General features: G+C 72.6%; 23 protein-coding genes and 1 riboswitch. Of the genes, 6 read left to right on the top strand and 17 right to left on the bottom strand.

Annotated elements, in window-relative coordinates; translation table 11 throughout:
* Positions 1–199: 199 nt before the first annotated feature.
* From BDW27_RS00075 to BDW27_RS00095, 5 genes are all read right to left on the bottom strand, one after another.
* Positions 200–550, bottom strand: coding sequence for a hypothetical protein (locus BDW27_RS00075; RefSeq protein WP_017546144.1), 351 nt, complete (start codon positions 548–550; stop codon positions 200–202).
* A 67-nt stretch (positions 551–617) separates the two neighbouring features.
* Positions 618–1,799, bottom strand: coding sequence for a chorismate synthase (aroC, locus tag BDW27_RS00080; protein ID WP_017546145.1), 1,182 nt, complete (start codon positions 1,797–1,799; stop codon positions 618–620).
* A gap of 45 nt (positions 1,800–1,844) precedes the next feature.
* Entirely contained in the window at positions 1,845–2,816 is a 972-nt protein-coding gene (locus tag BDW27_RS00085) for an A24 family peptidase (protein ID WP_110047744.1), read from the bottom strand.
* A gap of 67 nt (positions 2,817–2,883) precedes the next feature.
* The gene (locus BDW27_RS00090; RefSeq protein WP_026129526.1) at positions 2,884–3,591 is read right to left on the bottom strand and encodes an SseB family protein; all 708 of its coding nucleotides are present in this window, start codon (positions 3,589–3,591) and stop codon (positions 2,884–2,886) included.
* Between the two features lie 192 nt (positions 3,592–3,783).
* Entirely contained in the window at positions 3,784–4,233 is a 450-nt protein-coding gene (locus BDW27_RS00095) for a MarR family winged helix-turn-helix transcriptional regulator (protein WP_110047745.1), read from the bottom strand.
* A gap of 183 nt (positions 4,234–4,416) precedes the next feature.
* On the opposite strand from BDW27_RS00095, the gene BDW27_RS00100 reads away from it, so the two are divergent.
* The 4 genes from BDW27_RS00100 to BDW27_RS00115 all read left to right on the top strand — a co-directional run bounded on the left by BDW27_RS00100 (position 4,417) and on the right by BDW27_RS00115 (position 9,481).
* Entirely contained in the window at positions 4,417–4,959 is a 543-nt protein-coding gene (locus BDW27_RS00100) for a YceI family protein (RefSeq protein WP_017546149.1), read from the top strand.
* Between the two features lie 138 nt (positions 4,960–5,097).
* Positions 5,098–5,445 carry a DUF2470 domain-containing protein gene (locus tag BDW27_RS00105; protein WP_110047746.1) on the top strand — a complete coding sequence of 116 codons (348 nt, stop codon included), beginning with the start codon at positions 5,098–5,100 and terminating at the stop codon, positions 5,443–5,445.
* A 239-nt stretch (positions 5,446–5,684) separates the two neighbouring features.
* On the top strand, positions 5,685–8,447 hold the full coding sequence (locus BDW27_RS00110) for a protein kinase (protein ID WP_110048067.1): 2,763 nt from the start codon (positions 5,685–5,687) through the stop codon (positions 8,445–8,447).
* A 44-nt stretch (positions 8,448–8,491) separates the two neighbouring features.
* On the top strand, positions 8,492–9,481 hold the full coding sequence (locus BDW27_RS00115; RefSeq protein WP_017546151.1) for an aldose 1-epimerase family protein: 990 nt from the start codon (positions 8,492–8,494) through the stop codon (positions 9,479–9,481).
* A gap of 197 nt (positions 9,482–9,678) precedes the next feature.
* Here the strand turns inward: BDW27_RS00115 and BDW27_RS00120 are convergent, their stop codons facing one another.
* The 8 genes from BDW27_RS00120 to rpe all read right to left on the bottom strand — a co-directional run bounded on the left by BDW27_RS00120 (position 9,679) and on the right by rpe (position 17,012).
* Positions 9,679–10,251 (bottom strand): NTP transferase domain-containing protein, encoded by a 573-nt coding sequence (locus BDW27_RS00120; protein WP_110047747.1) that lies wholly within the window; start codon positions 10,249–10,251, stop codon positions 9,679–9,681.
* 164 nt (positions 10,252–10,415) lie between these two features.
* Entirely contained in the window at positions 10,416–11,582 is a 1,167-nt protein-coding gene (locus BDW27_RS00125) for an XdhC/CoxI family protein (RefSeq protein WP_110047748.1), read from the bottom strand.
* Positions 11,583–11,715: 133 nt separating this feature from the next.
* Positions 11,716–12,189: a PH domain-containing protein gene (locus BDW27_RS00130; protein WP_017546154.1), complete on the bottom strand. Its 474-nt coding sequence runs from the start codon at positions 12,187–12,189 to the stop codon at positions 11,716–11,718.
* A gap of 108 nt (positions 12,190–12,297) precedes the next feature.
* Complete coding sequence (gene ribH, locus BDW27_RS00135; protein WP_017546155.1) at positions 12,298–12,771, bottom strand: 6,7-dimethyl-8-ribityllumazine synthase; 474 nt, start codon at positions 12,769–12,771, stop codon at positions 12,298–12,300.
* 56 nt (positions 12,772–12,827) lie between these two features.
* On the bottom strand, positions 12,828–14,114 hold the full coding sequence (locus BDW27_RS00140; RefSeq protein WP_110047749.1) for a bifunctional 3,4-dihydroxy-2-butanone-4-phosphate synthase/GTP cyclohydrolase II: 1,287 nt from the start codon (positions 14,112–14,114) through the stop codon (positions 12,828–12,830).
* Between the two features lie 56 nt (positions 14,115–14,170).
* Complete coding sequence (locus BDW27_RS00145) at positions 14,171–14,815, bottom strand: riboflavin synthase (protein WP_017546157.1); 645 nt, start codon at positions 14,813–14,815, stop codon at positions 14,171–14,173.
* 117 nt (positions 14,816–14,932) lie between these two features.
* A riboswitch (FMN riboswitch) is annotated at positions 14,933–15,063 on the bottom strand.
* 67 nt (positions 15,064–15,130) lie between these two features.
* A complete protein-coding gene (locus BDW27_RS00150) occupies positions 15,131–16,147 on the bottom strand; it encodes a phosphatase PAP2 family protein (RefSeq protein ID WP_110048068.1) in 1,017 nt (338 codons plus the stop codon).
* A 196-nt stretch (positions 16,148–16,343) separates the two neighbouring features.
* On the bottom strand, positions 16,344–17,012 hold the full coding sequence (rpe, locus tag BDW27_RS00155) for a ribulose-phosphate 3-epimerase (RefSeq protein ID WP_017546159.1): 669 nt from the start codon (positions 17,010–17,012) through the stop codon (positions 16,344–16,346).
* A 68-nt stretch (positions 17,013–17,080) separates the two neighbouring features.
* On the opposite strand from rpe, the gene BDW27_RS00160 reads away from it, so the two are divergent.
* Positions 17,081–17,467, top strand: a complete 387-nt coding sequence (locus tag BDW27_RS00160) for a hypothetical protein (protein ID WP_110047750.1) — start codon at positions 17,081–17,083, stop codon at positions 17,465–17,467.
* A gap of 81 nt (positions 17,468–17,548) precedes the next feature.
* Here BDW27_RS00160 and BDW27_RS00165 read toward each other — a convergent pair whose 3' ends face one another.
* Both BDW27_RS00165 and fmt read right to left on the bottom strand, forming a co-directional pair.
* Positions 17,549–19,012, bottom strand: a complete 1,464-nt coding sequence (locus BDW27_RS00165; protein ID WP_110047751.1) for an RsmB/NOP family class I SAM-dependent RNA methyltransferase — start codon at positions 19,010–19,012, stop codon at positions 17,549–17,551.
* Positions 19,013–19,088: 76 nt separating this feature from the next.
* The gene (gene fmt / locus BDW27_RS00170) at positions 19,089–20,024 is read right to left on the bottom strand and encodes a methionyl-tRNA formyltransferase (RefSeq protein ID WP_110047752.1); all 936 of its coding nucleotides are present in this window, start codon (positions 20,022–20,024) and stop codon (positions 19,089–19,091) included.
* Positions 20,025–20,133: 109 nt separating this feature from the next.
* Between fmt and BDW27_RS00175 the strand changes: the two genes are divergently transcribed.
* Positions 20,134–22,215 (top strand): primosomal protein N', encoded by a 2,082-nt coding sequence (locus BDW27_RS00175; protein ID WP_110047753.1) that lies wholly within the window; start codon positions 20,134–20,136, stop codon positions 22,213–22,215.
* On the opposite strand, the gene BDW27_RS00180 is transcribed toward BDW27_RS00175, so the two are convergent.
* Together BDW27_RS00180 and BDW27_RS00185 are read right to left on the bottom strand one after the other, a co-directional pair.
* Entirely contained in the window at positions 22,212–22,781 is a 570-nt protein-coding gene (locus tag BDW27_RS00180; protein ID WP_110047754.1) for a DinB family protein, read from the bottom strand. The two genes, BDW27_RS00175 and BDW27_RS00180, sit on opposite strands and share 4 nt — an antisense overlap.
* On the bottom strand, positions 22,772–23,494 hold the full coding sequence (locus BDW27_RS00185) for an SAM-dependent methyltransferase (protein ID WP_199560503.1): 723 nt from the start codon (positions 23,492–23,494) through the stop codon (positions 22,772–22,774). Before BDW27_RS00185 ends, BDW27_RS00180 begins: the two co-directional genes overlap by 10 nt.
* Positions 23,495–23,812 lie beyond the last annotated feature (318 nt).

A 23,812-nucleotide genomic window follows, 5' to 3' on the forward strand; every position in this document is an offset into this window, starting at 1 on the left:
CGCGTGGGTGTGTGGCTCGCTCGAACGGGACGGACCACGGCTCCGAGTGTGATCATCGCCGTGGGCGCGGGGGAAGACACTGTCCGCGCGGGGGATGGTCATGGAAGCTCCGGGCCCCGTGCCGGGGAAGCAACCGCACAGGGCGCTCAGGCGGTGAACAGCACGGCCCTGCCCGCGTGGGCAGGGCCTCTCCGAGGCGTCAGGGTGCCTGCGCGGCGAAGGCGAGGCCCCGGTGGCTGAGTTCGGTGTCCTCGCAGCGTCCCTCCACGGTGGCCTCGACGTCGAAGACGTGCTGCTCGGTGGGCGGGTAGCCGATGAGTTGCAGGGCGCGGCTGGGGACCGGCCCCTCGGAGGCCGCGGCGGACTCCCACAGCAGGACCGCTCCCCAACGGTTGGTCTCGGGGTCGGCGATCCAGGCCTTGAGGCGCAGACCGGGCACCTCGGCGAAGGCGTCGACGGACGTCTCCTTCAGGTACGCGCGCAGGGACTCGATGGTCTGGTCGGACTCGGTCAGGTCCCACCAGACGGTGGCGAGGCGGGGGTGGTGCATGGGGGTGCTCCTGGTGGTGAAAGTGAACTGGCCCGCTCTCCGAGGAGGGCGGGCCAGTGGGGTGGTTCTAGCGGATCGTCAGCGCGTCCAGGTAGCCCTGGAGGTTGCGGGCGGTCTCGGGGACCGAGTCGCCGCCGAACTTCTCGATGGCGGCCTCGGCGATGACGAGGGCGACCATGGCCTCGGCGACCACACCGGCGGCGGGCACGGCGGTGACGTCGCTGCGCTGGTGGTGGGCCTTGGTGGGCTCGCCGGTCTCGGTGTCGATGGTGTCCAGCGCCTTGGGCACCGTGGCGATGGGCTTCATCGCGGCGCGCACCCGCAGGGGGTCGCCGGTGGACATGCCGCCCTCGACCCCTCCGGCGCGGTTGGTGCGGCGGCGGACGCCGTCGGGGCCGGGCTCGATCTCGTCGTGGGCCTCGGAGCCGCGGCGGGCGGCGGTGCGGAAGCCGTCACCGACCTCCACGCCCTTGATGGCCTGGATGCCCATGAGGGCCCCGGCCAGGCGGGAGTCCAGACGGCGGTCCCAGTGCACGTGGCTGCCCAGGCCGGGCGGCAGGTTGTACGCGAGGACCTCGACGACGCCGCCCAGGGTGTCCCCGGACTTCTTGGTGTCGTCGACCTCCTCGACCATGCGGGCGCTGGTCGCGGTGTCGAAGCAGCGCAGCGGGTCCTCGTCGATCGCCGCGAGGTCCTCGGGGCGCGGTTCGGGCGCACCCTCGGGAACCGCGACGGGGCCCATGGAGACCACGTGGCTGAGGATCTCGATGCCGAGCGCCTGTCGGCAGAACTGCCGGGCGACCTCGCCGACCGCGACCCGGGCCGCGGTTTCGCGGGCGCTGGCGCGCTCCAGGATCGGGCGGGACTCCTCGTGCCCGTATTTCTGCATGCCGACGAGGTCGGCGTGCCCGGGGCGGGGGCGGGTGAGGGGCGCGTTGCGCGCCGTGCCGTCCAGTTCCTCGGCGGGAACCGGGTCGGGCGACATCACCTTCTCCCACTTGGGCCACTCGGTGTTTCCGACCTCGATCGCGACCGGCCCACCCTGGGTGATGCCGTGCCGGATACCTCCGATAACGGAGACCTGGTCCTTCTCGAACTTCATCCGGGCGCCCCGACCGTACCCGGCGCGACGTCGGAGCAGCGCGGCGGCGATGTCGTCAGAGGTGACGGACACACCGGCCGGAAGGCCCTCCAGGATCGCGACGAGTGCAGGTCCGTGGGACTCCCCCGCGGTCAGCCAACGCAACATGTGCACGATCCTCCCACGGATCGGAGGGAGGCGTGGTCACCGGGTTCAGGGTTGCGGAAGCAGGGGGTGACCGGCCAGGACGGTCGCGAGGGTGGCGGCGAGCATGAAGGGGCCGAGCGGGAGCGGTTCGGCCCGGGTGATCCGGCGCAGGAGCAGCAGGACCACTCCCAGCAGGGAGAAGGCCGCGAAGGCCCAGAAGGCGGCGACCAGCGCGCCCACCGGTCCGGCGACCCAGCCCGCGTAGAGGCCGGTGAGCCCGGAGAGCTTGACGTCCCCGAAGCCGAGCCCGCCCGGTCTGATCCGCCACATCAGCCAGTAGAGGACCGTGATGAGCGCCATGCCGACCAGGGCACCGGCGCCGCGCTCCAGGTGGGGTCCGAAGGGCGGGAGGAGCACCGCCGCGGCCAGGAGGAGCGCGGCGACGGGGTAGGCGGGGGCGACGAGGGCGTCGGGCAGGCGCATGACGCGCAGGTCGACGACGGACAGCGGGACGCCGAGAGCGACGAGCCAGAGCACGGCCAGGAGCCCGAACGGCGACCAGTCGGCCAGGTGGGCGGGGCTGAGGGCGCCGACCGCGGCGAAGAGGAGCGCCGTGGTGGCGACGACGGCCGGGTGGGGTCGGACCCGGAGCGCGCAGTGGGGGCAGGTACCGTCCCGCCGGAAGGCACGGGAGGCGACGACGGGGAGCCCCCGGGCGAAGCGGATCGGGTTCAGGCAGTGCGGGCAGCGGGGCGGCGGGGGCCCGTCGTGTTCCTCCTCCGGGTCGGGGACGGTCGTGGTGACGGGCGCCGTCGGTGTGTCGGGCGCGCCTGCCCGCTCCTCGATTCCACCTGTGGCAGCGTCCTGGTGGGGAGCGGGCCGCCCGGGGCCGGGTGGCCCCGGCGGAAGGGCCGTACCGAAGAGGTGGACCAGCCGGCCGCCGGTACGGCCGACCGTGAGGCCCAGGGCGAAGAGCACGGCGGCCGCGAGGACCGCCCACGGGAGCGGGGACGACGTGAGCACCAGGGGGGTGGGCATGTTCGGAAACTACCTGTTGGCGTCGTCCGGCGACAGGGTGTGGGGCGACCTGTGGACAACCCCGGGGTCACTCGTCGTCGCGCCGGGCCCGTACGACCGCGCTGAGTTCGACACCGCCGGGCAGCACGTGCCGGAGTTCGGCGGTGAGCCGCTCGGCGACCCTGCGCAGCGACTCGTCGTCGCGCTCCTCCAGTTCGAGGCGGATGCCGAGGTCGGCGCGCTCGGAGGGGTGGATGCGCACGCGCTCGATCCCGAACTCGGTGTGGGTCACCCCGTAGACGATGCCCAGGACCTGCGGGTCGTCCTTGGGCTCGGGGACCGATCCCTGCTCGGCGAGCACGGTGAGGAAGCGGCCCTGGATGGTGTGCGGGACCGGCCCGGACACGTCGATGACCAGCGCGTCCGCGTTCTCCTCCAGGGTGGCCTGGCAGGCGTCCTGGGTGGTGAAGGGCACCGGGCGGGCGTCCGGGCGCCAGCGCCGTACGGCGTCCACGGAGGTGAAGGCCAGGACCCCGCGACGACCGTCCTTGCCGGTCATGATGGGGATGGCCACCTCGCTGTTCTTGTCCTTGGTGAGCCCGCCCACGCCCTGCTCGGTCTCGGTGGCCACGGCCACCACGGGGATGAGGACCCGGGATCCGCTGAGGGCGGCGAGGACCTGTCGGTCGCCGGTCCGGCCCGCGGCGTGCTCACGCAGGCTTGCCTCGACGTCCGGGTCGGCGCTGCCGTCGTCGTCACGGAAGTTCTGGGCGCCGATGATCGATGGTCTGCTCACGGGCTCCGACTCTACCCGGGGTGTGCGTGCGTTCCGGAGTCGCTTCTCGGACAGAACCATGTGACCTCTCCCCTGTTCCGGGCGGACTCGGCCGCCGTCTCGCGGGGTCGGCGCTCGTGTGCTCCGCCCCGCGGACACCAGCCTCACAGGAGGGCGTCGCGGACGCGGGCGGTTCCGGGAAGTCCGCGCGGATCAGGGTCGGGCGCCGCCGAGCGTGTCGACGATCCCCCGGAGCTGGTCGACCTGTTCGGGGGTGAGCCGGTCGAACATCAGCGAGCGCACCCGGGTGGCGTGGCCCGGTGCTGCCCGGTGAAGGGCCGCGGTGCCGTCGTCGGTGAGGACCGCCCACAGTCCGCGCCGGTCGTCCTCGCAGTTCTCCCGCCGCACGTGTCCGTCGCGTTCGAGGCGGGCGATCTGGTGGGACAGGCGGCTCTTGGAGACGATCACGGTCTCGGCGAGGTCGCGCATCCGCATGCGCTGTTCGGGGGCTTCGGAGAGGTGGGCGAGGATGCCGTACTCGATAAGGGAGAGGCCGTCCCGGTCGCGCAGGTCGTGTTCGAGTTCGTCGTAGATCCACGCGTTCATCCGCAGGAACCCGCGCCAGACGTCCTGTTCGTCGGGTTCGAGCCATGCCTTCTCCATGGGCGTGATTCTAGCCCGGTGGAGCGGGTGGCGGTGGCGGAGCGGCAAGGCCCTTGCACCCTCGGGGACGAACACCTAATCTACTTCCAAGGAAGATACTTCTAAGGTACTTTGTTGTCAGACAAAGAACCAGCCAGTGGGTCGACCCGGCACCCGGGCCGCCCGAACACAGGGAGAGACACCATGGCCGATCAGGAACTCAAGCCCGGCACCTGGAAGATCGACACCGCCCACAGCATCGTCGGCTTCTCCGTCCGCCACATGATGGTGAGCAAGGTCCGTGGCCGCTTCGAGAAGTTCGACGCCACGCTGACCGTGCCCGAGGACCCCACCCAGTCCTCCGTCGAGGCCACCATCGACGCCAGCTCGATCAACACCGACAACGCCGACCGTGACAACCACATCCGGTCCAACGACTTCTTCGAGGCCGACAACCACCCCGCGTTCAGCTTCCGCTCCACCGGGCTGGAGGCCAGGGGCGAGGACTTCGTCCTCAAGGGCGACCTGACCATCAAGAAGAACACCCACCCGGTCGAGCTGGCCCTGGAGTTCAACGGCTCCACCGTCGACCCCTACGGCCTGGACCGCGCCGGTTTCGCCGCCTCCACCACCATCAGCCGCAAGAAGTTCGGCGTCGACATCGAGATGCCGATGGAGAGCGGCGGCGTGGTCGTCGGCGACAAGATCTCCATCGAGATCGACGCCGAGTTCACCCGCCAGGCCTGAGCCGCTCCGGCTCCGGCGGGCACGACGACACGGTCCGGCGCCACCGCCCCGAGTTTTGACGACACTCCGTCAGTAACCCGGCGGGGCCTCGGATATCGTCGACGGGGGAGGGTCCACACGGACCCTCCCCCGTTCCGTATGTCCGGCAGCGCCCCACAGACCGCAGGAGAGACCACCGTGCCGTCCCAACCCTTCGCCCCCGAGGTCGTCACCGCCGTCACCGCCCACATGAACGGCGACCACCCCGAGGACACCCTGCTCATCTGCCGCGCCCTGGGCGACCGACCCGACGCGACCGCCGCCCGGATGACCGGCCTGGACGGTGAGGGCGGCGACTACGCGGTCACCGTGGACGGAACCGAGGAGGACGTGCGTATCCCCTGGTCCGCCCCGCTCACCGAACGCGCGCAGATCCGCGTCGAGGTGGTCCGCATGTACCAGGAGGCCTGCGCCGCTCTCGGAACCACCCCGCGCGGCGAGCACTGACCCCCGCCCGTCATCGCAGGAGGGTCCGGTGACGAAGGGTCACGAAAACCGGAACCCGAACGGCCTTTGAGGAGTCCCATCCGGTGACGGGGGAAGACCGTTCACGGGTCCGGAACGAGGCGGCTCCACCTCTCCGACCGGACCCGGGAACGACCTAACCTGGAGGGGTCCGCCCCGCCACGGAGATCCCCCCGGACACCCGCAGACGACCGCCTATCCGAAGGATGGCTCCGGCCTCGATGGTCACGCCCGACCCCGGTGACGAGAACGCACCCACCCAGCGGATCGACCCGACGACACCCACCACGCGAGCCAACCCGGCGGTGGGAGCCACGCGCTGGGTCACACGCGTGTTCCGCCCAGGCGCCGCGCCGCCACCCGAGCCGGGAGGCGCGTACCCGGGGCCGCCCCCCGCCCCGGACGACGGGCCCACCCGCGTGGTCCCCCCGGGCGCGCCGAACGGAACGGACCGCACCACCGTCCTGCCCGGCGACGCCGCCCTGGGCTCCGCGCCCGCCGACGGCACCCGGGTCCAGGCGCCAGCCGCCGCCACCGGGCGCCCGGGCACGAACCGACCCGCCGTCGTCGCGTCCCAGCCCTCCGGAGGCCGGACCCCGTGGTGGCGGGTGCTCCTCGGGCCCCTCCTCGACTGGATGGCCCGTCTGGTCTCCCGCGTGGTCGTGGGCCCCGCGGGCGACCTCGACTACGCCGTGCCCGCCGAACTCCGCCGCCGCTACCAGGTCCTGGACCACATCGGCGCGGGCGGCGAGGCCGTCGTCTACCTCGCCGAACCCACCGACTCCCCCGGGCGCCAGCTGGCCCTGAAGGTGTACCGGCCCGGTCACGACATCAACCGCGAACTCCTGGACCGTCTGCGCGCGCGGGGCACCGCCTCTCCGCACACGCCCGCCATCCAGGGCTACGGGACCGCCGCCAGCTCCTGGGGAGAGGACCTGGCCTGGGAGGCCCAGGAGTACTTCTCCCTGGGCACCCTGCGCGAGGTCATCAACCAGTCCCCCATGGACGACGAGGGCGCCCGGGCCGTGGTCCGCGCCGTCGCCGACTGCCTGCACCACTGGCAGAGCGAGCTCCAGCACAACCACACCGACGTCAAGCCCGAGAACCTGCTGGTCCGCTCACTGGACCCGCCGGTGGTGGCACTCACCGACTTCGGCGGGGCAGTCCGCGCCACCATGAGCCGCGTCTACGGCGGCCAGGCCGTCACCGAGGCCTACGCCTCCCCCGAAGTGGTGGAGGGCCGCCGTGAGGCACCGGCCGCCTGGTGGTCGCTGGGCGTCATGGTGCACGAGCTCACCACCGGGCGCCGCCCCGACCGCGGCGGGAACTGGCTGACCGCCCGCAACACCGAGGTGGACATCTCCGCCATCACCGACGAGCGCTGGCGCCTGCTCGCCCGGGGCCTGCTCACCCTGGCCCCCTCCACCCGGTGGGGGTACGACGAGGTCGCGGCGTGGCTGGCCGGGGAGCGCCCGCCGATCCGCACCGCGAGCCGCCGGCGCCCCATCAACTTCGCCGGGACCTCCCACGAGGACCCGCCCAGCCTCGCCTTCGACCTGCTCGACCGCTCCGACACCGGCGCGATGTGGCTGCGCAGCCACTGGTCCGAGCTGCGCACCTGGCTGGACCGCGAGGTCAACGACTACACCTTCGACCGATCCTACCTCACCGGTCTGGAGGCCCGCCCCGACCTCGCGCACGTGGCTATCAGCGCCCTGGCCGCCCGCTACGTGCCCGGCATGCCGCCGCGCTTCCGGGGGCACGAGATCAGCGCGGACGGGCTGCTGGCCCTGGCTGCGGGCGACGCCAGCCGCCACTCCGTGGTCCGCGAGACCGTGGAGTCGGGCGTGGTGGGACTGGGCGCCCAGCACTGGTGTCCGCATCCCGAGTGCCGCTCGGGCGGATCGGGCCGCTGCGCCCTGCTGGAGCGGGTCCAGCACGAGGTCCCGCTGCTGATGGCGCGGGTCAACGAGACCCTGGAGCGGGTGGTGGACGCGCGCCCCGACTCGACCCGGAACCCGGACGCGCCACGGCCGCCCGCCTCCCACGAGATCGACTCCACGTGGGCGCGCGCGGTGGAGCTGGTGCTGTCGCCCGACACCGCCGCGCAGCACCGGTCCCTGCTGCGTCGCCAGTCCTGGCACCCGCAGCAGCGCAGCTCCGCACCGAACGCGCCGTGGTGGTCAGAGCAGCGCAAGGCGGCGCTGCGTGACGGCGGCGACCAGCTGGCCAGCCGGAGCGCCGTCCTGGCCTCCCTCCTCCTGCTGCCGGAGGCCGCACGGGTCGGCGGTTCGATCGCCGAGCGCGAGCGCGCCGACGGACGGGCCCGCCGCCAGGACCGCTGGGCCTCCCTGGGCGGATCGGCACGGGCACGCTGGGAGGGGGCACAGGAGAAGGTGGCCACCGCCCGCCAGCGTCGAGCGGTCGCTGCCACCCGGCCGGACAACCCGGCGCTGCCCGGTGACCCCACCCGCCCGCAGGAGCCCGCGACCGCCAAGGAGAAACGTCGGCAGGACCGGGCGGCCCGGCGGGTCGACCGGACGATGGGCCAGATCCAGCGCGCGATGAAGGCTGGCCGGTGCCGCCGGTTCGCCTACCCGGCCGCCCTGCTGGGCCTGGTGGACGGTCTCGGCCGGGCCGTGCGCCCCGGGGAGGGTTTCTTCCCCGAGAGCGCGTTCGTGACCGACGCCTACACGGGTCTGCTGGACTTCAGCGACAACCCCCTGACCGAGGGGGCCGCGGCGCTGACCGGCCTGCTGCCCGGCGGGATCGGCGCGGCCTGGTGGTTCCCGGTCCTGTTGTCGATCGCCCTGTTCGTGCTGGGCCGCACGGCGGCGAAGTCCACCCTCAAGGCCCGTCGCAGGCTGGGCGCCTTCCGCCTGGCCGTGGCGGGATCGTTGGTCATGCTCGTGGTGCTGTTCTCCACGGGGCTGCTGGCCCTGGGGTCCGGTGTGCTCATCCCCCTGGACGGCCTGCTGGGCTGAGGTCCCCGGCGGGCCGACACCCCGGGTGAGGCGTCGGACACGCTATGATCTCCCGGTTCGGCGGTGTGCCGGACCACGGGGAGAAGGGTGAACGGGTGGCTGAGGTGTTCGAGCTGCGCGCCGGGGAGTACCGGGCGCGCGTCGACCGTACCGGGGCCGGGTTGCAGGCGCTCTCCTGGCGGGGACACGACCTGGTCTGGCCCTACACCCGCCAGTCGGGTCCCATCGCCTCCCAGGGGCAGCTGCTGGCGCCCTGGCCCAACCGGGTGGCCTCGGCCCGCTACACCTTCCAGGGCACCGAGTACCGGCTGGACGTCAACGACCCGGAGACCGGTTCCGCGATCCACGGCCTGGTCAGCGAGGTGGCGTGGTCCACCCAGGAGCGTTCCGAGGAGGACGTGACCCTGCGTCTGGACTTCCCCGGCACTCCCGGATACCCGTTCCCGCTGGAACTGACCGCCGCCTACCGCCTGACCGCCGACGCCTCGGCGGCGCACGGGCTCACGGTCACCGTCACGGCGCGCAACACCGGGGACTCGGACGCCCCGTACGGCCTGGGCTTCCACCCCTACCTCACCCTGGGCGCGCCCTTCCGGGACCTGGTGGAGCGGGGCGAGGTGCGGCTGGAGGCCACCGCCGGGAGCCGTCAGCCCGCTGACGCCACGCTGGTGCCCGTGGGCGACCCGGTGCCGGTGTCCGGAACCGAGTACGACCTGCGCCCGCCCGGCCGGAACCCGGGCACGACGCAGCTGGACACCGCCTTCACCGACCTCGACCGCGACAGTGACGGGCGCGCCTGGGTGCGGCTGAGCGGACCCGACCACCGAGTGTGCCTGTGGGCGGGCCGGGGCTACGGGTGGCTCCAGCTGTTCAGCTCCGACTCCCTCGGCGGCGACCTCCACCGGGCCCACCTGGCGGCCGAACCCATGACCTGCCCGCCCGACGCCCTCAACAGCGGCACCGACCTGATCGTCCTGGCCCCTGGTGAGAGCGTGGAGCACACGTTCGGCATCCTCGCCGAGTCGCTGGGCTGATCAGTCCGCGGTCCGGGCCACCACGGCGAACTGCCCCGAGGCGGGATCGTGCGGTGCCCTCGTCAGGTTCGCCGTGGACCCCGTCCACAGCGAACCGTTTCTGAGCTGGGCCGGCCGTGAGCGTGTCCGGTGTGACCCCAGTGGACCCCGTCGTGGAACACCGGCGCACCGTCCGCGGACGAAGTCGTAGCGGGCCCTCACACTCCCCCGAGCGCCTCCGTGAGTCGGGCCAGGTCCTCCTCGGTGTCGATGTCCTCGGGGCTGGCGACGTCGTCGCAGACCACCGCGGTGACCAGGTGGGAGTAGGCCCGCAGGAAGGGGCGGGCGCCCACGTCCTGCTCGGCCATCGAGTAGACCGTGGACCAGTGCTCGCGGCCCAGCAGGACGGGGTTGCGGGGATTGCCGTGATAGGTGGCCACAGCGGCCCGGGCGCCCTGGGCGTAGGCCTCGACCAGACGCCGGACCGCCTCGGGAGTGACCAGGGGCTGGTCGGCCAGGGCCACCAGCAGGGCGTCGACGGTGTCGGGCATCGCGTCGATCCCGGCGCGGACCGAGGATCCCATCCCCGTGGGCCAGTCGGGGTTGTGCACGGTCACCGCGCCGGACACGGTGGTGTCGGCGGCGCCCAGAACCACCAGGACCGGGGTGCATCCGCCCTCGGTGAGGGTGCGTGTGCCACGGTCCACGAGGCGTTCGCCCGCGAGTTCGACCAGGGCCTTGGGGCGGCCGAGCCTGCTCCCCGAACCCGCCGCGAGCAGCAGACCGGCCACAGCACCCGAACGCACGTCTCCTCGCTCCCCCGTACCCATGACGCGATGATGCCACGGCCGGGGGCCCCGAGTGGGCCGCCTGGACCAGGTCGTGGGCACGGCTCCGCAGCCGGGTCCGGTATCACCGCCCTGAGCTGGCCCTTCGCCCCCGGGTCGGTTTCGGTTCACCCCTTGGACTGGCCGAATCCGGCCGGAACCAGGGGTGTCGGTGGCGTGTCCCGGTGGATCCGTCCGCTGGTCTCGCTCAGACCCCGGCCGCTGCCGCCCCACCGGGTGCGCACCAGTTCGGCGGCGATGGACACCGCCGTCTCCTCAGGAGTGCGCGCACCCAGGTCGAGTCCGATGGGCGAGTGCAGACGCGCCAGCGCCTCCTCCTCCACACCGGCCTCGCGGAGCCTCTCCACGCGGTCCTCGTGCGTACGCCGGGAACCCATCGCGCCGATGTATCCGGCCTCGGTGGACAGCGCCCGCTTGAGCACGGGGACGTCGAACTTGGGGTCGTGGGTGAGCACGCAGATCGCGGTGCGCTGGTCGATCTCGTCGGCGATCTCGTCCAGGTACACGTGCGGCCACTTCACCACCACCTCCTCGGCGGTCGGGAACCGCTTGGCGGTGGCGAACACCGGACGGGCGTCGCACACCGTCACCCGGTAGCCCAGGTAGGAGCCCAGATCCGCGACGGCCGCGGCGAAGTCGATGGCGCCGAACACCAGCATGCGGGGCGCCGGGGCGAACGACTGGACGAACACCTCCAGCTCGTCACCGCGCCGCTGGCCGTCCACGCCGTAGTGCAGCAGACCGGTGCTGCCCTGGGCCAGCATGCCGCGCACGTCGTCGTCCAGTGCGGCGGCCAGGCGCTCACCGCCCTCACCCAGGTCGCCCTCGGCGTTCCCCGGCCACACGACGCGGCGGCGGCCCACCCGGGAGGCGTCGGAGGGATCGGCCACGACGGTGGCCACCGCCACTGGCTGGTGCTCGTCCACGGCACCGATCACCGCGCCCAGCTGGGGGTAGGTCGCCCGGTTCACCGGTTCGACGAACACGTGCAGGGTTCCCCCGCAGGTGAGGCCGACACTGAAGGCGTCGTCGTCGTTGACGCCGTACGTGCGGCGCACGGGCACACCCGTGCGGATCGCCTCCAGGGCCTCCTCGTAGACGGCGCCCTCCACGCAGCCGCCCGACACACTGCCGGCGACCTCACCGGAGGCGCTCACCAGCATGGCCGCGCCCGCGTCACGAGGCGCGCTCTTGAAGGTGTCGATCACCGTGGCCACGGCGAAGGTCTCCCCCGAGGCGTACAGCTCGGACACGCTCGCTCGGACATCTCGCACGCTGCACCTCTTCCACGACTCCCCCGGCGGGCCGCCCCGGTCCGCTCATGGGCCTTGGTATCAACCTATGTGCCCAACGCAACACGAAAGAGCCCCCGTTCCTCCAGGAAACAGGGGCTCGATTCGGTCGCGTCTACGAAAGAGGGCCTTCGGGGAGGTCGGGCTCGCGGCCCTCGCCCCGGTCCAGCATGGAGCGGAACTCGGCGAGACCGCGCTGGGCGTACTCTCCGTCGGTGCTCTGGATGCCCATCACCGGCAGCGACGTGCCGTCCGACAGGTCCAGGCAGGGCCACGGCTCGCCGACCGGCATCCGGATGTCCAGGACCTCCGGCCAGGCCAGGTGGTGCGTGCGGACACCGTTGATGACGACCACCCCGCGCTCCATGGCGATCAGCCGGGGACGGCCCAGCATGTGCAGCCCGGCGGCCACCGCCAGCCCGAGCCCCACGACCAGGAAACGGTCCATCATCCGCCACTCGGCGGGCAGGATCACGGCCAGCACGACCATGGTCCCCACGATCAGCACGCCCAGGCCGTACGCGACCAGACGCACCGCACGGGGCCGCCAGGTCCTCGGCAGGGCCGCCTTGCTCGACGCCTCGTCCACAGGTAGTTCCCTCGTCCGCACCAACTGCTCCATCTCCACGCCCTCGGGCGTGCCTCACCCCGGTCACCGTCCGGCCAGGCGCGGGCGCGCGCGACCAGGAGGGTGGGATCAGCGACGCAGACCGCGCAGCGCGACCGCCGTGTCCAGGGCGGCCGAAGCGGCCTCGGCGCCCTTGTCCTCGACGCTTCCCGGGAGTCCGGCGCGGTCACGCGCCTGTTCCAGGGTGTCACACGTGAGCACACCGTTGCCCACGGGGGTGGACTCGCGCAGGGCCACCTCGGTCAGACCGTGGGTGACCGACTGGCACACGTAGTCGAAGTGCGGGGTGCCGCCGCGGATGACCGCGCCCAGGGCGATCACCGCGTCGTGCCTGCGCGCCAGCTCCTGGGCGACCACCGGGATCTCCACGGCCCCGGCGACCCTCACCACGACGGGATCGGCGGCCCCTGAGGCCTTCACCACGGCGAGCGCGTTGGCGAGCATCGGCTCGACGATCGCCTCGTTCCACCGGGTGACGACGAGGCCCACCGACAGCCCCGAGGCGTCGACCTGGTGTTCGTCCGGACGTCCTGTGCCGCTCATGACCGGCCTTTCCTGGGATGGGAGTGGATGGTGAACCGGGGGGGTGGAGGGTGCTTCTAGCGTGCGACGGCGGCCAGGTCGTGGCCCATGCGGTCGCGCTTGGTCAGCAGGTAGGAGAGGTTGTCGTCGGTGACGAAGGTCGGCATGGCCACCCGTTCGTTCACCCGCACCCCGTGGTGTTCCAGGCCCTCGGCCTTGGCCGGGTTGTTGGACAGCAGCCGCACCGAGGCGACCCCGAGGTCGGCGAGGATGCGCGCGCCGGCGCCGAACTCGCGCGCGTCGGCGGGCAGGCCCAGGCGCAGGTTGGCGTCGACGGTGTCCACGCCCTGGTCCTGGAGGCTGTAGGCGCGCAGCTTGTGCAGCAGGCCGATCCCCCGGCCCTCGTGACCGCCCATGTACACGATCACCCCGCGCCCCTCCTCGGCCACGGCCGCCATGGCCGCGTCGAGCTGGGCGCCGCAGTCGCAGCGGTGGGAGCCGAAGGCGTCGCCGGTCAGGCACTCCGAGTGCAGGCGGGCCAGGACGTCGTCGCCGTCGGTCAGGTCGCCGAGGACCAGGGCGACGTGCTCGGCGCCGTCCGCGGTGCCCTTGAAGCCGATCGCGCGCCACTCCCCGTACTGGTTGGGCATGCGCGTCTCCACCATGCGCGTGACCAGCGCGGGGTGGGCCTCCTCCTCGGTGAGCGTCTCGCCCAGGGCGGCGCGGTGGGCGGCGAGCTGCTCGACCGACACCAGCTTCAGGCCGTGCTCGTCGGCGAACTCGCGCAGCCGGGGCAGGCGGGCCATGGTGCCGTCGTCGTTGACCACCTCGGCGAGCACACCGGCGGGGCGCAGACCGGCCAGGCGGGCGAAGTCCACGGAGGCCTCGGTGTGGCCCCTCCGGGCCAGGACGCCGCCCGGGCGGGCGCGCAACGGCAGGATGTGGCCGGGGCGCACGAAGTCCACGGGGCCGCTCTCCTCGGAGGCCAGCAGGCGGATGGTGCGGGCGCGGTCGGCGGCGGAGATACCGGTGCTGACGCCCTCGCGGGCGTCCACCGTCACCGTGTAGGCGGTGCGCAGGCTCTCCTCGTTGCGCGCGGTCATCAGCGGCAGGTCGAGGCGGTCCAGGTCCTCTCCCTCCATGGGCACGCACACCACTCCGGAGGTGTAGCGGATCATGAAGGCCAGCAGTTCGGGGGTGGCGAGCTCGGCGGCGAAGATGATGTCGCCCTCGTTCTCGCGGTCCTCGTCGTCCACCACCACGATGGCCCTGCCCTGGGCGAACTCGGCGATGGCGTCCTCGATGCGGTCGAGGACGACGGCCTGTCCGGTGTCGGCGGCCGGGGTGGTGTCGGTGACGGTCATTCCCGCTCCTGAAGGTGCGTGGTGGGTGGTGGGTCTCGGTGGGTGGTGGCGGTGCGCTAGGCGCGGGTGCCGTCCTGCGCGCGGGCCCGGGAGACCGCGGTGATGCGCTCCACGTACTTGGCGATGACGTCCACCTCGACGTTCACGGCGGCACCGACCGCCAGGGCGCCCAGGGTGGTGGCCTCCAGGGTGGCCGGGATGAGACTGACCTCGAAGAACTCGTCCTCGGCTCCGGGTGCGCTCACGGCGGACACGGTGAGGCTGGTGCCGTCCACCGTGATGGAACCCTTCTCGACCACGTACGGGGAGAGTTGCGGGGACAGGCCGAACCGTAGGACGTCCCACTTGTCACCCGGATCACGGGAGAGGAGCGTGGCGGTGCCGTCGACGTGGCCCTGCACGATGTGACCGCCCAGGCGACCGTCGGTGCGGGCGGCGCGTTCGAGGTTCACGGGGGCGCCGGGGGTGAGGGCGCCGAGGGACGAGCGGTCCAGGGACTCCTTCATCACGTCGGCGGTGAAGGTGCCCTCACCGCGAGCGACGACCGTCAGGCACACGCCGTTGACGGCGATGGAGTCACCGAGCCCGGCGTCGGAACTGACCAGGGGTCCGTCCACGGTGAGCAGAGCCGCCTCACCGTTGGCCCCGGTGGGTTGGATGGAGACGACCTTGCCGAGTTCCTCGACGATTCCGGTGAACACGCCCTACGTCCCTTCGCCTGGCACGGCTCCGGGGAAAAGGGTGTGGAATCACGGGTCCACGACAGGGACGGAACACGAAACCGTCGCCAAGGTTCGGCACGGCTCGGACCCGCCCCAACGCGCACTGCCTCCCATCCGGACTTTAACCGTCGGTACCGGAATTCCACCGGTTCAACCGGTCGATGGAATCGACCGGGTCGCGGACTGTCACCGCCGGTTCGGACTTTCACCGACCCCGGAGCACGCGTTTGACTGTTGTCTAACGACTCGATGGTAACCCCTCCCCCACCCGGCGCATAGCCGGTGTGACGGGGTTCATTGCGTACCGGAGGCCGAAGTCCCCTCCCGCGAGGGCGGTTCGGGGCGGCGGGCCAGGCCGCCGCGCACGAACATCTCCGGTGCCCCGAAGGACGCCCAGAGGGCCACCGCGCCGTAGACCAGGAACGACACCAGAGCCGAGGGCAGGCCCTCCAGGTCCCGGAAGAGGACCCGATCCACCACCAGGATGAGGACGACCACGGAGATCCCGAGGACCAACCGGGCGGCGCGGGCCGTGACGGTGCCCTCAGCGCTGTACCAGCCGCGCCGGTACAGCAGGGTGAAGCCGAGGACCCCGCCGAGCAGGGCGCCGCAGGTGGTGTGGAGCCCGACCAGGGTGTGCCCGGCCGGGTCGGCGGGGGTGGCGCCGATCCACTCGGTGGTCGGAACGACCCAGTCCCCGCGTACGATCGTCTGCCAGACGGTCGCGACCACGCACGGCACCAGAGCGGCGACCAGCAGGTACGACACCCAGCGCACCGTATCCAGGGAGAGCCACCAGGCCAGCACACGGTCCTCGTAGCGCAGCACCAGCCACAGAATGCCCCCGCCCACAGCCAGTCCCACCACGACGTCACTGAAGTAGTGCGCGCCCAGGAGGACGCGGGACAGGGCCACCAGGGCGATCACCGCGACGGCCGCCCACACCAGGCCCCGGTGGCCGGACCTGGCCGCGAGATAGCCGTAGGTCACCACCGCCGCCTGGCTGTGCCCCGAGGGCATCCCGAAACTGCCGTGCTGCGCGTGTCCGGTGACGCGGGCGTCGAACCAGTAGGGCCGGGACCCGTACAGCACCGACTTGAGCAGGTTGTTGACCACCGCCGAGGCGATGACGGCCACGAAGAGCCGGGCGCCCAGGCCCGCGTGGAAGCACCAGAAGACGGTCACCAGCAGGACGATGATGACGCCCTGCGAGCCCAGTAAGGTGACGGCCCCCAGGAGGGGGGCGAGCCCTTCGGTCAGCCCCTGCAGCCAGCGGATGGTCTCGCTCTCCGCCTCCCAGAGGGCGTCCATGGCCAGGTGCTCGGTGGTCCTCACGCGTACTCCACGGGTCCGCGCCTGGCAACGCGCTCACGCCGCGCCGCTCCCCCGGGGGGAAGACGGAGCCGCGACCAAGCGAAATCGACGACTACAGCGGGCAGCATAGGGCGGGCCGCCCGCGGTGGCCAGGCCCCGGGGCCCGGCGCGCCGCGATCGTTACCGGACGCGGTCAGGCGAGCGGGCTGGCCTTGCGGGCCTGGGCGCGCAGGGACTCGATGGCGCCGTCCGGGTCCTGGGCTCCGTAGACGGCGGAACCGGCCACGAACACGTCGGCTCCGGCCTCGGCGGCGCGTTCGATGGTCTCGTCGCTCACTCCGCCGTCGACCTGGAGCCACACCGAGGCGTCCCGGTTGTCGAGGAGTTCGCGGGCCCGGCGGATCTTGGGCAGCACGAGGTCCAGGAACCGCTGTCCGCCGAAGCCGGGTTCGACGGTCATGAGCAGGAGCATGTCCATCTCGCCGATCAGGTCCTCGTAGGGGTCGACCGGTTCGGCGGGGTTGAGGGCCAGTCCGGCGCGGGCGCCGTGCCTGCGGATCTCGCGCAAGGTACGTACGGGGGCGTTGGCGGCCCCGGCGTGGATGGTGACGCTGCCCGCGCCCGCCTCGGCGTAGGCAGGGGCCCATCGGTCGGGGTCCTCGATCATCAGATGGCAGTCCAGAGGCGTGGTGGTCGCCTTGAGGAGGGACTCCACGATGGGCAGGCCCAGGGTGAGGTTCGGGACGAAGTGTCCGTCCATGACGTCGACGTGCAGCCAGTCCGCGCTGGGGACGCGTGCGGCCTCGTCGGCGAGGTGCGCGAAGTCGGCGCTGAGGATGCTGGGAGAGATCTGAATTGCCACGTCAGCAGTGTATCGGGGCGGGTTCGGGGCAGGTGTGCCTCGGGGGCACGACCGACCGAGGGGGAACCATGTTGGACGAGGACGGGCTGAGGGACTTCCTGGAGGCCTACAGCCGGGAGCTGGTGCGCGGCGACCTGGACGGGGTGGCCGCGCGGTACGGCTATCCGGCCTACGTCGCGGGGGACGTCGAGAGCATCCCCGTGGCGTCGCCCGAGGACGTCAGAGGCGCCTTCGCGGGCTCTGCGGAGGGCTACCGGGAGCGCGGGATGGTCGAGGCCGTCCCCGAGATCCGTGGGATCGAGGAGCTCACCGACCGACTCGTCTGGGCGCACGTGCGCTGGTCCTATCTCGACGCGAGCGGCGAGGAGGTGCGGGCCGAGTCCTACCGTTACCTGCTCAGGGAGGCGGGTAACTCCTGCATGATCTGCGTGGTGGTCGCGACCGGCACCGACTGAGCATCGCCTTTACAGCGTAGATTCCCCAATGTCCGAAAGACACCCCTGGGCACGGTGGCCCAGGGGTGGTGTCCCGTCCGCCTACTCCGGCTTGCGCCGGAAGAGGGCGAGGAACATGGCGTCCGTGCCGTGGACGTGCGGCCAGAACTGGGCGTACTTCCCCTCGGGACCCGCGGCGAGGTCGGGGACCTCGTCGAGGTAGTCCGGGGCGCGCAGGAGTTCGAGGTCGTCGCGCTCGTCCAGCACCTTCCGAACGATCCCGTCGGTCTCGTCCAGGTGCGGCGAGCAGGTCACGTAGGCGACCACGCCGCCGGGGCGCGCGGACTCGACCGCCCGGGTGAGCAGGTCGTGCTGGAGCGGGGCCAACTGGGTGACGTTCTCCGGCCCCCGGCGCCAGCGGGACTCCGGGCGGCGGCGCAGGGCGCCCAGGCCGGTGCACGGCACGTCGGCCAGGACGCGGTCGAAGGAACCCGGCTTCCACGCGGGTCGGGTGCCGTCCGCGACGATGGCGCGGCCCGCGTCGCGGGGGGCGCGGCGCACGGCGTTGGCGACCAGACCGGCGCGGGCAGGCTGGAGCTCGGAGGCCACCAGGCGGGCCTCGCCCTGGCCCGCCAGGCTGGCCAGAAGCCCGGCCTTGCCCCCGGGGCCGGCGCACATGTCCAGCCACAGGCGGTCGTCGCCCTTGGCGTCCACTCGGGAGAGCGCGAGGGCGACGAGCTGGCTGGCCTCGTCCTGGACAGCCGCCCGGTTCTGGCGGACCTCGCGGACGAGCCCCGGGTCGCCCTCGGGCAGGTACGCGGCGAAGGGCGAGTAGCGGCCCGGGAGCGCCCCGGACTCCTCCAGGTCGGCGACCTTCGCGCGGCCGGGCTTGGCCACGAGGGTGACCCTGGGGCGCTCGTTGTGCGCGACCAACAGCTCCTCGGTCCGGACCAGACCGTCCCTGGCCCGTTCTCCGAGGGCGCGGGCCAGCTCCTTGACCACCCAGCGCGGGTGGCTCTGGACCACGGACAGGTAGCCGCTGGGGTCGCGCTCGCGGTCGGGGGCGACGATCTCGATCCACGCGTCCAGGTCGCGGGCGCTCACCTTGCGCAGGATCGCGTTGACGAACTTGCCCCGGTGCTGGCCCACCACGCGGCGGGCCAGGTCCACGGTCTCGCTGACGGCGGCGTGCGGCGGGATGTTCGTGGACAGCAGCTGGTGGGAGCCGAGCCGCAGCAGCGGAAGCACCTCGGCGTCCACCGAGGCCAGCGAGCGGTCGACGCAGGTCTCCAGGATCGCGTCGTAGGTGCCCTGACGGCGTAGCGTCCCGTAGGTGAGCTCGGTGGCCAGCGCCGCGTCCCGGCCGTGGATGCCGCGCTCACTGAGCTGGGCGGGCAGGAGGAGGTTCGCGTAGGCGTCGCGCTGCTCCACCGCGCGCAGCACGTCGTAGGCGACACGGCGGGCGGGATCGCGGGGCTGCGGCGGCCCGCTCCGGTGGCCACCGCCCTGCCTGGGCTTTCCACCCTTACGGGGACGCTGGTTCCGGGACCGGGACTGCTCGCTCAACGTGTGCTCTGCCTCAACAAGCCGGGGACGGGTGCCGACGCGCGTTCACGCACGCCAGGTCCGAGAGTACGGCAGCTCAGCGGCCGAGTCGGTCGTCATCGGTGGGACGCACGCCACGGGCCCAGTCCACGGCGGCCATCTCCTTCTTGCCCTGCGGCTGGACCCACCCGAGCTCGACGGGGTGGGTGCTGGTGCCGACGATGACGCGCTTCTTGTCCGCGTGCAGCTGGCCGGGGTCGAGTTCGGGCCGGTCGGCGTCGGTGACCGGCCGCACCGCGCCCAGCTTCAGACGCGTGCCCCGGAAGGTGGTCCAGGCGCCGGGCGCGGGCGTGCACGCGCGGGCGACCCGGTCCACGCGCCGGGCGGGCGCGGTGAAGTCGAGTTCCGCGTCCAGAGTGGTGAGCTTGCCCGCGTAGGACACGTCCGCGTCCGGCTGCGGGACCGGGCTCAGTTCCCCGGAGGCGATACCGTCCACGGTGCGCACCAGGAGCCCCGCTCCGGACACGGCGAGGCGCCCGAGGAGCTCCCCGCTGGTGTCGGTGGGGCGGACCGTCTCGGCGAGGGTGCCGTAGACCGGCCCGGCGTCCAGTTCCTTGACGATACGGAAGGTGGAGGCTCCGGTGACGTCGTCTCCGTGCAGGACGGCGTGCTGGACCGGGGCCGCGCCGCGCCACGCGGGCAGCAGGGAGAAGTGCAGGTTCACCCAGCCGTGCTTGGGTACGTCCAGCGCGGACTGCGGCAACAGGGCGCCGTAGGCCACCACCGGGCAGCAGTCGGGGGCGATCTCCGACAGGCGCGCCAGGAACTCGGGGTCCCCGGCCTTGGCGGGCTTGAGGACCTCGATGCCCTCGCTCTCGGCGAGTTCCGCGACGGGGCTGGCCGAGACCCGGCGTCCGCGACCAGCACGCGCGTCGGGCCGGGTGACCACCGCGGCGACCTCGTGTTCGGAGTCGATGAGCGCCCTGAGTGAGGGCACCGCCACCTCCGGTGTTCCGGCAAAGACAAGCTTCATGTTCGGGTCCCCCTCCGCTGCGCCTACGGATCACTGTTCTACCAGTACCCGTGGGGGCTCCCGAGCGGGAAAGGCGGTGTTGTCAGCGGGTTCTGGTAAACCAAGGGTGATGACTGAGCAGCCCGACCAGCCCGACGACGGCCTCTTCGACGTGTCGGAACTGCTGGACCCCAGGGCGCTGGCCAAGGCCAGGGCCAAGGAGGCGTCCCGCCCCGAGCCCCGAAGGCCCGCCGCGAGCCTTCCGGTGGCGCGCGTCATCGTGGACACCCCGCTCCCCCACCTGGACCGGTACTTCGACTACCAGGTCTCCGGCGACCAGGACGCCGAGGCGGTGCCCGGCTGCCGGGTGAAGGTGTGGTTCCACGGACGCCTGCTGTCGGGGCTGCTGGCGGAGCGGGTGGAGCGGTCGGACTTCGCCGGGCAGTTGCTCTACCTGGACTCCGTGGTCTCCTCCGAGCCGGTGCTGTCCCCGGAGATCCTGGAGCTGGCCCGGGCCGTGGCGGACCGGTACGCGGGCACCCTCAACGAGGTGGCCAAGCTGGCCCTTCCACCGCGCAGGGTCAGGGTGGAGCGGGAGACCCCACCGGACGAGGAGGACCAGGCGGAGCGGGAGGCCGTGGCGACGGACCCGGGTCCCTGGCGGGACTATCCGGAGGGTCCGGGGTTCGTCGCGGCCCTGCGCGAGGGGCGTCCGGCCCGCGCGGTGTGGAACGCCCTGCCCGGCCCCGAGTGGGCCGACGCCGTCGCCGTGGCCGCCGGGGCCGCCCTGGAGGCCGGTCGCGGCACGGTGGTCGTGGTCCCCAACAGCCGTGACGTCCAGGCCGTGGACGCCGCTCTGACCCGTCACCTGGGCGAGGGACGGCACGCCGCGCTGCCCGCCGACCTGGGGCCGACCCCGCGCTATCGGCGCTGGCTCTCGGTGCTGCACGGGCGAACCAGGGTGGTGGTGGGGTCGCGTCTGGCCCTCCTGGCTCCCGTCCACGACCTGGGTCTGGTGGTGCTGTGGGACGACGGGGACGACGTGCACGTGGACCCGCACGCGCCCTATCCGCACGCCCGGACGGTCCTGGCGATGCGCGCGCACATGTCGGGGGCGGGCGCGCTCTTCGGCGGCCACACCCGCACCACCGACACCCAGCTGCTGGTCGAGTCCGGGTGGGCGCTGCCGTTGGTCGCCGACCGGGCGACCCTGCGCAGCCGTGCGCCCCTCGTCAAACCCGCCGGGGACGACCGCGAGCTGGCCCGGGACGAGGCCGCGCGAAGCGCACGGCTGCCGAGCCTGGCCCTGAAGGCCGCCAGGGACGGCGCGCGCGAGGGTCCGGTGCTCTTCCAGGTGCCGCGCCGCGGCTATCTCAACGCCCTGGCGTGCGCCGGTTGTCGCGAACCGGCCCGTTGCGGGGAGTGCCACGGGCCGCTGGCCATCCGCGAGGCGCACGCCGTGCCCTCCTGCGGGTGGTGCGGCCGGGTGGCCGGGCAGTGGGCCTGCGCCGAGTGCGGGGTGACCCGTATGCGCGCGGTGGTGGTGGGCGCCCGCCGAACCGCCGAGGAGCTGGGCCGGGCCTTCCCGTCACTGACCGTGCGCACCTCGGGCCGGGACGAGGTCCTGGCGGAGGTGCCGAACAAACCCTCGCTGGTGGTGTCCACCCCGGGGGCCGAGCCCGTGGTCCCGGACGGCGGGTACGCGGCGGCGGTGCTCCTGGACGGTTGGGCGCTGCTCAACCGGGCCGACCTGCGCGCCTCGGAGGAGGCGCTGCGCCGCTGGCTCAACGCGGCCGCTCTGGTGCGGCCGGGCGGCACCGTGGTGGTGTCGGCGGACGCGTCCCTGCCGGTGGTGCAGTCACTGGTGCGCTGGGACCCGGGCGGGTTCGCCGAGCGCGAGCTGGCCGAGCGGCGCGGGCTGGGGTTTCCCCCCGCGGTGTCGATGGCCTCGATCACCGGCGCCCCCGAGCACGTGCGCGAGCTGCTGGACCAGATCCGGCTGCCCGAGTCCGCCGAGCTGCTGGGACCGGTTCCGGTGGGTTCCGAGACGGGGGAGAACGGTGACCACGTGACCGAGCGGGCGCTGTTGCGCGTGCCGCGCTCGGCGGTGGGCGACCTCTCCCGTGCGTTGAAGGCGGCCGCCTCGGCACGCAGCGCGCGCCGGGACGAACACCTGGTGCAGGTCCGGGTGGACCCCCTGCACGTGCTCTAGGAGACCGGTTCGGACCAGGGGCCGGGACTCTCCCCGAAGCGCGCCCTGTGGAGGTCGCGCAGGAGGGCGATCTCGGCGCCGTGGTGGATGAACTCGCGGTTGAGGTGCAGGATGAGCACGACCAGCGGGAAGTCCGACCACTGGGGTGCCTCGGCGCCTCCCACCGGCTCGGCCAGGGCGTCGTCGTCGAGCTCCTGGATGTGCTCGGACCAGGTGGTGTAGGCCCTGCGCAGGCGCTGTTTGGCCTCGGCCGCGCTGGAGGGCCAGTCGATGTTGTCGCGGTTGGTGGTGCGGTCGCCGAAGTGCCAGTTGATCCGGGCCTCCAGCACGTCCACCACGATGTGCCCCAGGCGCCAGGCGATGGTGGTGACCGGCGGTGGCTCGGGCTCGGGATAGGCGCCGTCCGGGGCGTGGCGTCCGTCGGGCAGCTGGCGCACCGTCCAGCAGTTCGGGACCGGCTCCCAGTAGAACTCCGCGTCCGTCAGTCCTTCGAGCCTGGGCCACAGCGAGAAGTCCCAGTAGAACCTCATCTGGGCAAGGATCTCGCCGTTCCAGTTCAGCGCCATCGCGTCGCTCCCCTTCCTCGCCTGGGCACGCGGCCCAGTCCGCCCAGGGTTCCACAACCCGGGGCGGGCACGTCCTCGTCCGGATAGGGCCACCAGGTCAGGTCGGCGACCCCCGGTTCGACGGGGAGGAAAGGGGCGAAGGCCCGCTCCGCCGTAGGGCGGGGAGCCGTGGAGGTGAGGGCGACGTATCCGCCGCCGCGCATCATCGTGTGCAGTGTGTCGAGCCCGGCTGGCGGTTCCTGTTCGGTGCCGGGTCGGGTCATCAGTACGGCGACGGGCTCGTCGAAGTCGACGAGCCCGCTGGTGTGGAGGCGTCGGAGCACGGTGTCCGTCCCGGAGTCACCGGCACCGTCCCCGGCCAGAACCGTCGCGTTGAGCGCGGGGGCGGCCAGCACCCCCGCAGTTCCGGTCGGGGCCAGGTGCACCACGGTGGCGTCGGTGTTGGCCCGGCGGATCCGCTCTGCGGTGCCGGGCACCGGACAGCCCCAGTCCACGAACTGGCGTATCCCGGCGTCCGCGCAGAGGTAGTCGACCACGCGGCCGAGAAAGGCCTGGTGCAGACGGACCAGTTCGGTCTCGGCGGGGTCGGGCGGCGGGCAGCCGCGCGCGCTGAGGCTGACCACCGGTGATGGTTGCTCGGGCACGCGCGGGGGTTCGGTCGCTCGGAACACGGCCGTGAGGGGACCTGTCTTGGGTCCTCGGACGTCCGTCACGTTCACGCTCCCCCAGCCGGTTCGCTCGCGGGAGGCGGGCCGCGTCGTCGGTGCGGACCGGTCGGGTCCGGCGACGGCGCGCCCCACCGTCAGGGCCCGATAGTACCGTCTGGGAACGTGATCCCCAGCACACCTAAGCGTGAAATGTGACTTAGTGCGTCGAATGTGGGGTCATGCGTAACAAGGTTCCTTGAGTCCGAGGTCCCACGCCCTTCCCGAACACCCCGGAGTCGGTGCCTCCCAGCTCCCGCACCCAGCGGACCCACAGGACGCAGACTCCCCCCGAGCACAGCCCGAAGATCACCAGGGCCCACACCA

The organism is Nocardiopsis sp. L17-MgMaSL7 (assembly GCF_003182025.1).
GTDB classification, from domain to species: Bacteria; Actinomycetota; Actinomycetes; order Streptosporangiales; family Streptosporangiaceae; genus Nocardiopsis; species Nocardiopsis prasina.

Coding starts and splice junctions, on each gene's coding strand:
- BDW27_RS00075 (WP_017546144.1), bottom strand. CDS start 550: ATGCACCACCCCCGCCTCGCCACCGTCTGGTGGGACCTGACCGAGTCC.
- aroC (WP_017546145.1), bottom strand. CDS start 1,799: ATGTTGCGTTGGCTGACCGCGGGGGAGTCCCACGGACCTGCACTCGTC.
- BDW27_RS00085 (WP_110047744.1), bottom strand. CDS start 2,816: ATGCCCACCCCCCTGGTGCTCACGTCGTCCCCGCTCCCGTGGGCGGTC.
- BDW27_RS00095 (WP_110047745.1), bottom strand. CDS start 4,233: ATGGAGAAGGCATGGCTCGAACCCGACGAACAGGACGTCTGGCGCGGG.
- BDW27_RS00100 (WP_017546149.1), top strand. CDS start 4,417: ATGGCCGATCAGGAACTCAAGCCCGGCACCTGGAAGATCGACACCGCC.
- BDW27_RS00105 (WP_110047746.1), top strand. CDS start 5,098: ATGTCCGGCAGCGCCCCACAGACCGCAGGAGAGACCACCGTGCCGTCC.
- BDW27_RS00110 (WP_110048067.1), top strand. CDS start 5,685: ATGGTCACGCCCGACCCCGGTGACGAGAACGCACCCACCCAGCGGATC.
- BDW27_RS00115 (WP_017546151.1), top strand. CDS start 8,492: ATGATCTCCCGGTTCGGCGGTGTGCCGGACCACGGGGAGAAGGGTGAA.
- ribH (WP_017546155.1), bottom strand. CDS start 12,771: ATGAGCGGCACAGGACGTCCGGACGAACACCAGGTCGACGCCTCGGGG.
- BDW27_RS00140 (WP_110047749.1), bottom strand. CDS start 14,114: ATGACCGTCACCGACACCACCCCGGCCGCCGACACCGGACAGGCCGTC.
- BDW27_RS00150 (WP_110048068.1), bottom strand. CDS start 16,147: ATGGACGCCCTCTGGGAGGCGGAGAGCGAGACCATCCGCTGGCTGCAG.
- BDW27_RS00160 (WP_110047750.1), top strand. CDS start 17,081: ATGTTGGACGAGGACGGGCTGAGGGACTTCCTGGAGGCCTACAGCCGG.
- fmt (WP_110047752.1), bottom strand. CDS start 20,024: ATGAAGCTTGTCTTTGCCGGAACACCGGAGGTGGCGGTGCCCTCACTC.
- BDW27_RS00175 (WP_110047753.1), top strand. CDS start 20,134: ATGACTGAGCAGCCCGACCAGCCCGACGACGGCCTCTTCGACGTGTCG.
- BDW27_RS00180 (WP_110047754.1), bottom strand. CDS start 22,781: ATGGCGCTGAACTGGAACGGCGAGATCCTTGCCCAGATGAGGTTCTAC.